12 protein-coding genes are annotated in these 13,028 nt (G+C 30.7%); 5 read left to right on the top strand and 7 right to left on the bottom strand.

The features are described from left to right. Positions 1-123: 123 nt before the first annotated feature. A complete protein-coding gene (locus F0000_RS04685) occupies positions 124-807 on the top strand; it encodes a cell division ATP-binding protein FtsE (protein WP_149623545.1) in 684 nt (227 codons plus the stop codon). A 36-nt stretch (positions 808-843) separates the two neighbouring features. After that, positions 844-1,551, top strand: a complete 708-nt coding sequence (locus F0000_RS04680) for a methyltransferase domain-containing protein (RefSeq protein WP_149623544.1) — start codon at positions 844-846, stop codon at positions 1,549-1,551. A 67-nt stretch (positions 1,552-1,618) separates the two neighbouring features. Here the strand turns inward: F0000_RS04680 and F0000_RS04675 are convergent, their stop codons facing one another. After that, entirely contained in the window at positions 1,619-2,449 is an 831-nt protein-coding gene (locus F0000_RS04675) for a 2OG-Fe(II) oxygenase (RefSeq protein ID WP_149623543.1), read from the bottom strand. Between the two features lie 59 nt (positions 2,450-2,508). Here F0000_RS04675 and F0000_RS04670 point away from each other — a divergent pair, with 59 nt between their 5' ends. Together F0000_RS04670 and F0000_RS04665 are read left to right on the top strand one after the other, a co-directional pair. Continuing rightward, the gene (locus F0000_RS04670; protein WP_149623542.1) at positions 2,509-3,387 is read left to right on the top strand and encodes a glycosyltransferase family A protein; all 879 of its coding nucleotides are present in this window, start codon (positions 2,509-2,511) and stop codon (positions 3,385-3,387) included. After that, positions 3,387-4,337, top strand: a complete 951-nt coding sequence (locus F0000_RS04665; RefSeq protein WP_188112021.1) for a glycosyltransferase family 2 protein — start codon at positions 3,387-3,389, stop codon at positions 4,335-4,337. Before F0000_RS04670 ends, F0000_RS04665 begins: the two co-directional genes overlap by 1 nt. On the opposite strand, the gene F0000_RS04660 is transcribed toward F0000_RS04665, so the two are convergent. The 4 genes from F0000_RS04660 to F0000_RS04645 are packed head-to-tail and all read right to left on the bottom strand — an operon-like array spanning position 4,320 to position 8,266. After that, a complete protein-coding gene (locus F0000_RS04660) occupies positions 4,320-4,763 on the bottom strand; it encodes an FdtA/QdtA family cupin domain-containing protein (protein ID WP_149623540.1) in 444 nt (147 codons plus the stop codon). The two genes, F0000_RS04665 and F0000_RS04660, sit on opposite strands and share 18 nt — an antisense overlap. After that, positions 4,733-5,812, bottom strand: coding sequence for a glycosyltransferase (locus F0000_RS04655; RefSeq protein WP_149623539.1), 1,080 nt, complete (start codon positions 5,810-5,812; stop codon positions 4,733-4,735). Before F0000_RS04655 ends, F0000_RS04660 begins: the two co-directional genes overlap by 31 nt. 26 nt (positions 5,813-5,838) lie before the next feature. Next, entirely contained in the window at positions 5,839-7,143 is a 1,305-nt protein-coding gene (locus F0000_RS04650; protein ID WP_149623538.1) for an O-antigen translocase, read from the bottom strand. Between the two features lie 4 nt (positions 7,144-7,147). After that, positions 7,148-8,266, bottom strand: a complete 1,119-nt coding sequence (locus F0000_RS04645; protein ID WP_149623537.1) for a DegT/DnrJ/EryC1/StrS aminotransferase family protein — start codon at positions 8,264-8,266, stop codon at positions 7,148-7,150. A 185-nt stretch (positions 8,267-8,451) separates the two neighbouring features. Here F0000_RS04645 and F0000_RS04640 point away from each other — a divergent pair, with 185 nt between their 5' ends. Next, on the top strand, positions 8,452-9,597 hold the full coding sequence (locus F0000_RS04640; RefSeq protein ID WP_149623536.1) for a glycosyltransferase: 1,146 nt from the start codon (positions 8,452-8,454) through the stop codon (positions 9,595-9,597). On the opposite strand, the gene F0000_RS04635 is transcribed toward F0000_RS04640, so the two are convergent. Together F0000_RS04635 and typA are read right to left on the bottom strand one after the other, a co-directional pair. Next, positions 9,598-10,533: a GNAT family N-acetyltransferase gene (locus tag F0000_RS04635; protein WP_255452617.1), complete on the bottom strand. Its 936-nt coding sequence runs from the start codon at positions 10,531-10,533 to the stop codon at positions 9,598-9,600. It lies immediately after the preceding gene. Between the two features lie 426 nt (positions 10,534-10,959). Then, positions 10,960-12,759, bottom strand: coding sequence for a translational GTPase TypA (gene typA, locus F0000_RS04630; RefSeq protein WP_149623534.1), 1,800 nt, complete (start codon positions 12,757-12,759; stop codon positions 10,960-10,962). Positions 12,760-13,028: the final 269 nt, after the last annotated feature.

Below are 13,028 nucleotides of genomic sequence, written 5' to 3'. Positions count from 1 at the left end.
AGTCATATAAATTCGCTGGAAAAATACTCAAAATCAACGTAGATAAAAAAACAATTTTAATAAATACATATTTGAGTAAACTTTTTACTTTTACTAAAATTAACAAATTCTGATTTTCACATTATGTCCGATCTGGTTCTTAGCCTTAAAAATGCTTCCATTTATCAAAGAGAAAGTTTAATTCTATCTGATGTTAACGTAGAAGTTACCAAAGGAGATTTTGTATACCTAATAGGAAAAACAGGTACTGGTAAAAGTAGTTTTATGAAAACATTATATGGTGACATCCCTTTACAAAAAGGCGAAGGCAGCATTGTAGATTTTGATCTAAGTACCCTGAAAGAAAATCAAATTCCGTTTTTGAGAAGAAAATTAGGTATCGTTTTTCAAGATTTTAAATTACTTAATGACAGAACTGTAAAAGATAATTTAGTATTTGTACTCAAAGCTACTGGCTGGACAGATCAAAAAGCTATGGATAGCAAAATTGATAATGTTCTGGACAAAGTAGGCATGAAAACTAAAGGAATTAAGTTTCCTTACCAACTATCCGGAGGAGAACAACAACGCATTGCTATTGCCCGCGCATTGCTGAATGACCCAGAATTAATTCTTGCAGATGAACCCACAGGAAATCTAGATCCTCAAACCTCTGTAGAAGTCATGGAGGTATTACGGGATATTAATAAAAATGGAAATACGATTTTAATGGCTACCCATGATTATGCATTGTTGCTAAAATATCCTTCAAAAACACTAAAATGTGAAGGCAGTAAGGTTTTTGAGGTGGTGCAACGAAAAGGGTAATTATGTACTATACATCGATAAAAAATACTTTAAAAAATAGTTCCTAAGCATATTTTATACACATATGAAGAGTCTATAAGACTTGGATATGGAATATTTTATCTCGGGAAAAAGCACCAGTGCAATATTTACAATCATCAATTACGACGATTCGTTGTAACTTCTACTGAAGAAAAACTTTGTCCGTTTTGTGGTAGTTTATCCAGAACAAGACGCCTATATAATTTACTCAGCAATGAGTATAAACTGAGTAATAAAGTACTCCATTTTTCTCCATCAAGATGTTTATATAGAAGATTAAAGCAAAAAAAAGGACTACAATATTACAGCAGTGATTTTGAAAATGAATTTATCGCGGATCATCACTATGATATTACAAAAATCCCTGTAGAAGATAATTTTTTTGACTTTATTATTTGTTATCATATTTTAGAACGTATCCAAAATGACAAGCTGGCAATCCAGGAACTGTATAGGGTATTAAAAACTAATGGAACGATCTTGATTCAAACTCCTTTCAAAGATGGTCAAACCTATGAGAATGATACAATAACTTCTCCTGAAGATCGATTAAAACATTTTGGACAAGAGGATCACTGTAGAATCTATTCTGCACATGATCTGAAAAAAAGACTAGAAGCTACTAATTTTGCTAAAATAAAAATCAGGGAATTTAGTAATAATGACAAGAATGATATTTATGGATTAAAAGCAACAGAAGCCATTATTGAAGTTATTAAATAATTTTTTTTCAAGGAAGATATAGCTTTTTTCCTATTGTTCATAAGTACTATATAAAGCTGTCTTGTATTTATAATTTATCTTTTTTATACACGTGAGGGTTCTCTCTAATTCCTTTTTTGAATAGTTTTCTAACCCCCATTCTCAAAAATGAATCTAATTTTAGAACCTTATCTCTAAAATATTGATCAGGTCTTCCTCTAAAAGTAGTTACATGGAATGATTTTTCTGAATCTATAGATTGACTAGAAAAGTAATAATTAGACACACAACATCGTACAGCATCAACAGTTACTTTGCTAACTGAATGCCAGGACTTTTTATGAGTTGCCATAACTACTAATCTATTATACTTTGCATCTATTGTAACTGGATTATTTTTTAATCCGTTAGGCCAGACTTCTAAATTTCCTCCATCTTTAGGATCCCAGCTGGGTGTAACGTAATACAAAAGATTAAGAACACGCCAAAGCTTGATATCTTTATCATGAGAATTATCCAGATGAGGATTTAGATAGTTTCCTTTTCCCATCATTGACAGTCCTCCTGCATATAGATTCTCATCAGGCTGAATTCCTTTATAATTACATATCTCTGCAATTATCTGGACAACGCTACTATCCTGAAATGCATATATTACTTCTTCTAATAGCGGATGATACTTATTCATCTGAGCTGCTACATACTTATATTCTCTGATACTTTTTTTAACCTGCACATCTGACACTAAAGGAAAATTACAAAATATCTCTTCTGCTAATTTTTCTGGTAGTAAATCATCTAGATAAAAATACCCAATACCATGGCTTGTGGCATCAAAATGTTTTTTTAAAACATCTTTATTATCTTTGAGCCTTACAAGAATTAAATTGGCAATTTCGTTTCTATCTAAGCTATCCATGTATTCATTTACAATTTTGTCCTAAAAATAATTATAAACTTTTAGTAAAACATATATTAATGTTATCAATTTTAATCCCAGTTTATAATTATAATGCATTCCCCCTAATTAAGGAAATACATCGTCAAGCATTATCTTGCAGTATTAATTTCGAAATAATAGTTTTTGATGATGGGTCACATACCTATATCGATCAAAATAATGCTATTAATAACTTATCTTATTGCAAATTTAATAGTTTAGACCAAAATATAGGAAGGAGTGCCATAAGAAACTTATTAGCATCAGAAGCTACCTACAACACCTTACTCTTTATAGATTCCGGAACATTTCCTGAAAACAGAAAATTTATTCAATCTTATCTGGACAACATACAACATCCAGTCGTGACAGGTGGTATGACCTGCTTGAAAAAACCTCCGAAAAAACCATTTAAATTAAGATGGATGTATACAAAAAAAAGAGAATCAACACCTGTAAATCATTCTAAAAAACACGCTGTTATCTGTTCTTCTAATTTTTTAATCCAGAAAGAAGTTTTTGAAGTAAACAAATTTGATGAATCTTTAAAAAAGTATGGATGTGAAGATGTTATTTTTTTTGACACTATTTACAATAAGGGAATTACAATTCATCATATAGATAATCCAGTAATCCATGATGCTCGGGATGATGCAACTGCCTTTATAAAAAAAACAGAATGCGCTATCGAAAATTTAATTGAATTAATAAATACAAAAAAATTACCTAAAAACAGGTATAAAGTTTCTGACATTTATTATAAAATAAATAAAATCGGGCTGGATAAAGTTGTTTTTTTTGTTTTTAAAAAAACCCGGAATCTGCTCAAAAAAAACTTAAATTCTTCTTATCCGTTAATTTTATGCTATGATTTCTATCGTTTAGGTTACTTTTGCTTAAAAAAAAACAAGAAATAGTGCCATTTTTTTCTGTCATCATACCACTATATAATAAAGAGTGTAGTGTTTGCAAAACATTAAAATCAGTCCTTGAACAAAGTTATGAAGATTTTGAAATAGTAATTATTAATGATGGCTCTACGGATAATAGCGAAGACATTGTATTAAATTTTAAAGATTCCAGAATAAAATACTTTTACAGAGAGAATTCAGGCGTTGCTGATGCCAGGAATCTAGGCATAAAAAAAGCTACCGGAAAGTTCATTGCCTTTTTGGATGCAGATGACTATTGGTATCCTAACCATCTGGAAGTATTGTTTCAATTATATCTAAAATTTCCTGAGGCTGGATTATATTCAACTTCGTACGAAAAAAGATATAATTCTAAATCTACATTTCCTGCTAATTTCAGAAACATTGACGCTAAAGGTGAAGACTTTTTAATTGTTGATGATTTTTTTGATTCAAATACGATAGACCAGATCGTCTGGACTTCTGCCTGTGCTATACCTATCAAAATCTTTGATTCTATTGGATTGTTTGACAATACTATTACTCATGGAGCTGGAGAAGACACCGATCTCTGGATAAGAATTGCCCTTCATTTTGAGGTAGCACTCGCCACCTTCATAACCGCAACATATAATTTGGATGCTACTAATAGAATTTCAAATACAAACACTCTTAAAAGACGTTTTTTAGATTTTAATAAATTCAAAAAAGAAGAAAAAATAAATCAAAGTCTTAAAAAATATCTTGACCAAAATAGATACGCCATATCTATTCTTTATAAAATTGCGGGAGATTATCGTACAGCAAAAAATTATCGTACTGAGATTAATTATAAAAACTTAAATACAAAACAAAAAATACTATTATGGCTCCCCAGAACGCTCTTAATATCTTTTAAGACAATTCAAAACAAGCTTATTCTTATGGCTGGTTTTAAATTATCTAGTTTTGAATAATTTAAAACTATCAAAATCTCTAATATAATCTTTTTCTTCAAAAACTTCTGAAGCTAGTACTAAACAAACAGATCCAGAAGAGAAATTTTCTAATTCTCTCCAAATACCAGGTTTAATCAATAATCCTTTATTAGGCTTATTGAGCGTTATATTTTTTTTATTATACCCATCGTTTAATAACACATCAAAACTGCCACTTAGCGCAATTAAAAATTGGTAAAGGTTTATATGTGCATGCCCACCTCTACATGCATCACTAGGAACATCATACAAATAGTAGACTCTTTTAGTTTCAAAAGGAATAACATCTTTCTCTATCACTGCAATATTGCCTCGCGGATCCATAATTTTTGGAATCTCTATAATTCTACAATCTTTAACAGTATTTATAATCTCTATCCTCTGGGGGGAAGTATTGCTTGCCATTGTGGGGTTATATTTTCTATTTTAAATTTTGAAACACTCGATTTGGTTCCTTGCTTACACATTTTATAAAAATCCTGATCTTCTACCATTCTATTTAAGGCTTCAATATATGCATTTTCATTCTGGAATGGTACTAAAACACCATTCTTTCCTGTTTCAATTACCTCTGAAGGCCCTGACTTACAATCTACAGACACCACTGGTGTACCCATTGCCAAAGATTCTATTAAAACCATTGGAAAGCCTTCATAATTACTCGTTAGTGTTGTAAACAAAGCATTTTTTACATAGGGAAAAGGGTTTTGAGAGAATTTCTTGAAAATAACAAAATCTTCTATCCCATATTCTTTTACCAAACTCTGGATCATATCTTTATCCTGACCATCTCCTAATATATATAACTTTACTCCATTTTTAATCAATCTTGATTTGAAATATGCATGGATTAAAAAACTATAGTTTTTGGATTCATCTACAATCCTGCCATAAATTAAAACATATGTATCTGGCGATATATCATCTGTTTTAATTTTTGAGAGTTCATCCAAATATTCTTTATCAAAAGCATTATAAATGCAAATGCCTTTTTCCAGTTTATATCTATCCTTAAAATGAGTTACAGAATCATTAGAAACCCCCACCATTTGATAGGCTTTGCTATATAAACATCTTGCTAAAAATTTGTTTTCAGGAAAATAATCTTCTAATTTATAATTATGTATTACAAAAACAACCGGTGTCTTTTGATATATAAAAAAATTAATAAACCATTGTCTTAACCAATCAGGTCTCGATCTGGCATCAATTATATAATCAAAATTCTCTTTTTTAATCAAGTTTTGACATATAACAAACTTGCGTATTCGTTTGTGTAGTCCTCTATATGTATCTGTTAAAGCTTCCAGATTAATTAAGTTTCCTTTATAGGCATAAGATATTTTATTAAGAATACTGATAATAGTAACCTCATAGCCTGTATCTTCTAGCATTCTGGATAAAATAGCACTAGATCTCTCCGCTCCTCCAACTCCTAATGAAGATACAACCAAACAAATTTTTATTTTTATTTTTTGCTTCAACTTGATTCTATAATTCTATCAGGTCCAAAAAATGATTTTCTGAACACAAAAATTAGTACTAAGAAATAAAAAAAATAATTAAAAAAATAAGCCATAGAAGCACCTACAAAACCATATTCTTTTATGAAATACATACTAACAAAATATATAAAAGTAAACGAAATAATTTCTGTAATAATATAATGCCAAAACATTCTTTTAGCTAAAAATTGATACGCAATAACTAATGAAGCTATTTTAAAAAAATCTCCTAGTAACTGCCATAAAAAAAGAGGCTCCATCGATACAAAACTATCTGAGAATAATACGCTAATAATAATATTTCTTAAAAAGTAAATTAATAAAAATCCAACTAAGAATATTGGTAAAATGATTTTATAAAAATTCAATACTTCTAATTTAAAATCTTTACTGTTTTTAATCCCTGCTAATTTTGGCAGTAAGTACAATGTGAGAAGTGTAGTTACAAAAACCATATATTGGTTACTAATTCTTTGCATCGCTTCCCAATATCCAGCTTCATTAACTCCTTCATTACTAATTATAAAATTCCTTATTTTTATCAGGATAGCGGGTAAAACTATAGCAGAGGTTAGCGCCATGATCGCATATGTACTTAACCGTTTACTATACTTTAAAGAAATTCTATTGGCTAAAAGTAGCTTTGCAAAATTCTTTTGATTCATAATAATTACCAGCGTAATCAATAAAGATATTGCGGGGTTCAGGATTATTGCAAAAAAAGCTCCTTCTAATCTAAACTCCCATATTAGTAACACTGTAATCAATAAACCTAAAATACTTCCTGTTATATTAATCAGTACATATACTTTATATTTTGAAAATCCATTAATAATAGCCAAACACAATATATTTGCTGCATAAAATGGTAATGCAAGTGCCATGGCTTCAAAAACAAAACTAAAATCATGTTGTTTGCCAAAAATCATATTATTCCAAAATACAGGGTCAAAATATAACCAGCCAGATATACACATGGTAACCACAAAACAGATGTAATAAGATGTAGATAACATGGCTATCAACTCTTCTTTATTATCCTTATGCTCTGCGATATATTTTACAACTCCATTATACAGACCCAAAGTAGCAATCGATTGAATAGCTGTCAATAAATTTCTAAGATTTCCTATTAAAGCCATTCCTTCTGCTCCCAAAAAAACAGCTATTACTTTAGAACTTATTAACGCGGTGACCGATACAACCAAAACACTAACTGCATTTATAGAGCTAATCTTTATTAAAACATTGTTTTTTACTTTATCAAAGTATGAACTCACCTGATTAATATAGATTTAAGGTTTTTATTATCTGTCTTACTTCAGCATCTTCTAATCCTATATGTAAAGGAATACTAACTACTTCTTCATGAATTTTTTCAGTAATAGGAAAAGATAGATGAAAAAATTCTGGTAATGCTTTTTGTTTATGCGGGGGAATTGGGTAGTGAATTAAATAGCCAATTCCTGATTTTTCTAAATACCTACAAAATTGTTCTCGATTCTTTACTCTAACTACAAAAAGATGGAATACATGATTGTCTGTACCATCCCAAAATGGTAATTTTATTTTATTATTTTTAATTTCTGTAAGATACTGATGTGCAATTTCTCTTCTTCTTTGATTATCTCGTCTTATATTTTTAAGCTTCTCTCTCAAAAAAACTGCTTGTAATTCATCTAGCCTTGAGTTTACTCCAAAATAATCGCTTCTATATTTTACTGACGAGCCATAATTACTTAAACTTCTTATTACCTCTGACAGCTTTTTATCATTCGTTGTAATCGCTCCTGCATCCCCAAATGCTCCCAGGTTTTTAACTGGATAAAAACTAAATGAAGAGGCATCATATAAGTTCCCGGAGATGTTTCCATTTACATCCCTTGCTCCATGCGCTTGTGCGGCATCCCCAACGACTAACAAGTCATTATTTTTGGCCAGCTTATTAATATCTTTTACTGGTGATAATTGCCCATAGAGGTGTGTAGGAAGGATTACTTTGGTTTTTTCTGAAATAGATTCTCTAATACAATCAACGTCTATAGTAAAGGTTTCTTCATCAGGCTCTACAAGTACAGGTTTCAAACCTGCATGCTTAACCGATAGTATCGTTGCTATAAAAGTATTCGCAGCGACAATTACTTCATCACCAACACGAATTTTACCCAACTCAATATAAGCTCTCAAAATTAATGTAAGTGCATCTAACCCATTCCCAACACCCACACAATATCGACTACCACAAAACTGAGAAAAATCTTGCTCAAACTTTTCTACACCCCTCCCTCTTATATATATCCCTGATTCTAAAAAATCAGAAAAACAACTTTTAAGTTTTTCATGATAAGGTTTGTTTATTTTATAAAGATCCAAAAAAGGAATTAATAACTTCTGATCTTTCATTCTCAAATATATCTTACTACTGTATTTTATGTCCTTAATTCAGAGCAATAGAATTCAGTAGGATTCTGTTTTTATTATTAAAGTATTAAAAATACCTTTACGGCAAAGATATTTTTTTTCGGATATCTTAAAGAAGGTATGCTTTTTTTTTATAACCATAACTATTTACATTCAATATTATTTTAATGAAAATATTACTAGTAGGAGAATATAGTCGCTTACATAATTCACTTAAAGAAGGATTACTTAAAAACGGGCATACGGTAACTCTTGTTGGAAATGGTGATGTTTTCAAAAAATATCCTGTTGATATTAATATTGATAGTAGTTTTATAAAAAATAGTTTTTTGTTAAATAAAATGAGACATCTCATTTTTAAGTTGACAACTATTGATATCGCTTCTATAGAAACTTGTATAAAGTTCAGGAAACATAAAGATACACTCACAAATTATGACGTTGTACAACTAATTAATGAAACTCCTTTTAACATAGATCCTTATTTTGAAAAAAAACTATTACACTTTCTTTTCATTCATAACAAAAATGTTTTTTTGCTAGCTTGTGGAGATGACTATACCTACATTTCCTATTCTCTTTCTGGTAAGTTTGGATACAGTACACTCACACCATTGCTTAATGATAAATCTTTAAAAAAAGTATATAAAAGCACATTAAAATATATTTCACCTAAACAAAAAAAAATTCACAATTTTGTATTTAATCATATAAAAGCGGTTATCCCAGCAAGTATTGAATATAATATAGCATATCAAAACACAAAAAAAACGGTATCAATGATACCGAATCCCGTTAATATAGATAAAATTAGATACGTTCCTATGACTATTGATGGGAAAATTAAAATTCTGCACGGAATCAACAGTTCTAATTACATAAAAAAAGGGAATCGATTTTTTGAGGAGGCATTACAAATTATCACACAAAAATATCCTGATAAAATAGAGGTGATCACTACCAAAGATCTACCCTATTCTAAATATATTAAACATTTCTTACAAGCTCATATTATTCTTGATCAGACATATGCACATGATCAGGGATACAATGCTCTAGAAGCTATGTCAATGGGCAAAGTTGTTTTTACAGGAGCAGGTGCAGCTTTTACCAACTATTACAATCTCCAAGAAACTGTTGCCGTAGACACAGTACCTGACAGCAAGTTGATTGCAGAAAAATTAGAGCAATTGATTAGTAATCCCAATGAGATCTTAGAAATTGGAAAAAGAGCTAGAGATTTTATAAAAAAAGAACATCATTATCTCCATATTGCCAAAAAATATGAGCAGCTTTGGAAAACTACTATCTAATCATTGTATCTCTAGTTTATAAAAATCCTGAGTATATATTTTACAGCCAAGCTCTTCTTTTTGCTTGAGCAACCCAAAATTATTTTCTGTTACTGTCCCCATATCAAAAAAACGATATCCTTCTTCTTTATATTTTTTGATCAACGTAATAAAAAGGAAATCCAGTGCTCTGAGTTTTTCTCCCAGATCGGTGACAGCACCATATTGAGATTTTACTACCTGTTCTGTTTTAAAAATTGTTATCCCTGCCAGTATCTCATTATTACTAAGTATAACAAATTGCTTTATGGATTCAGGAAACCTCTTTTTAAGCAGCATAATTTCTTCTAATGAATGTACTGGTTTTGTATCATGTTTATCCTTCAATCTAGGAATTAATACCTGATTCCAAAAGCCAGTATAATCACTCACTTCTTCTATCGTAAAGCTATTTTTTTTCCCGTTTTCGAATTTTTTCAGTTTACTTTTATGAATCTCTAATGGAAATCTATAATCTATAGCTAAGTTCAAATCCCTTCTATATAAATCAGCACCTGCATCAGAAAAGAAAAAATCAAACTCATTAGAGGCATACTTGTGATAAAATATAGGAATGGATTTTATAAAAACCGTTTCAATCTTATTAGAGATAAAAAAAGTATGTAGGGCTAAAAGTATTTCCTTTACTTTTTTTCCTCCAATACTCTTTGCCAATATCAGCCCTCCATAAGTCAATCCTTGATGTGAATGCACTTTATTATCTATAATATTCGCAGGAAATACCCCTATCAATCTTCCTTCTTGATACACTAATAAAGAAAAATCTATAAATCGATCAGAGTGATACTCCATAAAATCTCTATGAAAAAGAAACGTTCCGTTTTTAGAAATCTCTACAAAATCATTCCATTGAAAATAATTTGACTTTTGATATTTTTTAATCGTATATGCTTGCAAAATAAACAGTTATATAATTTAAAATAGCTAATTTTTTTGAGTATGTGGAATATAAGTCTTATATTTAGTTTAAGAAAAGATAACATTTATTTTTTTGAAAATAACTAGAAAAGTTATACAAGTAATTACTCTCAAAATTATAAATGACAACTAATAGTATGCATCTCATAGATTAGTCAAACTACCCACAAAATTACTATAACAAAGTTTTTTAATGTTTCGCATTAGAAAAGTATATATACCGTCAATACTTATGAAATACTCTTGTAATCAGCTTATTGAAAAAATCGCATAAATAGAATGTAAATTAAAACAGCGAACTGTCCCCAAAACCCTAATTTACCCCAAAATTTTAAGAAGAAAAATCCCGAGAAAATTCTCGGGATTTTTTTAATCTTGTTTAGAAATAGTTTCAATAACTATATACTATACTATCTTATTTCGTTTACGCTCCACCTCTGTTAGATACACTTTTCTTAATCTTAAGTAATTCGGAGTTACCTCTACATATTCATCCTTCTGAATATATTCTAAAGCTTCTTCCAGAGAAAATTTGATTGCCGGAACTATTTTAGCCTTATCATCAGCCCCAGAAGAACGAACATTACTTAACTTTTTAGTCTTAGTAATATTCACTGTCATATCATCTCCTCGAGAATTTTCTCCGATTACCTGACCTTCATAAATATCTTCTCCGGGATCTACAAAGAATTTACCTCTGTCTTGCAGTTTATCAATAGAATATGGTATAGCAGATCCTTTTTCCATAGAGACCAAAGAACCATTAATACGTCCTGGAATATCACCTTTTAGCGGCTGATATTCTTTAAAACGGTGTGCCATAATTGCTTCTCCAGCCGTAGCGGTTAATAATTGATTACGTAACCCTATAATCCCCCTTGACGGAATCATAAATTCGCATACCATACGTTCACCTTTGGCTTCCATACTCAGCATTTCTCCTTTACGCAAAGTAACCATCTCTACAGCTTTTCCAGAAACACTTTCCGGAAGATCGATCGTCAATTCTTCTATAGGCTCACATTTAACACCATCAATTTCTTTGATAATCACTTGTGGTTGACCAATTTGCAACTCATAACCTTCACGTCGCATTGTTTCTATCAAAACTGACAAATGCAATACTCCTCTACCAAATACCAGGAATTTATCAGCACTATCTGTTTCATTAACTCTCAGAGCTAAATTTTTCTCTAATTCTTTTGCTAATCGTTCTTTAATATGTCTCGAAGTTACAAACTTCCCATCTTTTCCAAAGAATGGAGAATCATTAATCGTAAATAACATACTCATTGTAGGCTCATCGATAGCAATAGTTTTCAGCCCTTCAGGATTTTCTATATCAGCAACAGTATCACCAATTTCGAATCCTTCTAAACCTACCAATGCACAAATATCTCCTGCTTCTACTCTTTCTACTTTCATTCTTCCTAAACCTTCGAAAGTATGAAGCTCTTTAATTTTAGATTTTTTTATGGTACCATCTCGCTTTACCAAAGAAACCTGCATCCCTTCTGTAAGCACTCCTCTTTGTAATCGTCCGATAGCAATACGCCCAGTAAAAGATGAGAAATCTAAAGACGTAATCAACATCTGCAAGTTACCCTCTTCAACCTTGGGAGCTGGTATATGCTCCATCACCATATCTAATAAAGGTTCTATTGTATCCGTTTCATTTTTCCAGTCATCACTCATCCAGTTGTTCTTAGCAGAACCATATACTGTAGGAAAATCTAATTGCCACTCTTCTGCTCCCAATTCAAACATTAGGTCAAAAACTTTTTCATGCACCTCATCGGGTGTACAATTTTCTTTATCCACCTTATTAACTACAACACAAGGCTTTAAACCCAGATCAACTGCTTTTTGCAATACAAATCGGGTCTGCGGCATGGGGCCTTCAAAAGCATCTACCAGCAACAATACACCATCAGCCATATTTAATACACGCTCTACTTCTCCTCCGAAATCGGCGTGACCCGGTGTATCAATTATATTAATCTTTGTTCCTTTGTAGGTAACAGAAACATTCTTTGAGGTAATAGTAATTCCTCTTTCACGCTCTAAATCATTATTGTCTAAAATTAAATCACCAGTATTTTCGTTTTCACGAAAAAGTTGACAGTGATACATAATCTTATCTACCAGAGTAGTTTTACCGTGGTCTACGTGAGCAATAATAGCAATGTTTTTTATAGCAGTCATATACGCCTGATTTTAAGGGTGCAAATGTACGTTATATTTAAACATCTTTGATAAGAAATCTAATAAGAATTTTTGAAGATATTTTTATATACTCATATCGCTTGATTTAGTTACGGTATGTAGAATGGGAATTTACAAAGAATTGCATAAAAAATACCGTAACTAAAATAATGCTAACCACTTATGAATTACCAATGACACATTATCAGACTTTTTTTGTTAAAGATCGAAAACCAATATTTTTATGCTCTCTATTTTTTTTTAAATAC

Origin of the sequence: Aquimarina sp. RZ0, from assembly GCF_008370685.1 — a bacterium.
Classification (GTDB): domain Bacteria; phylum Bacteroidota; class Bacteroidia; order Flavobacteriales; family Flavobacteriaceae; genus Aquimarina.
This window is presented reverse-complemented; position numbering and strand designations above follow the sequence as displayed.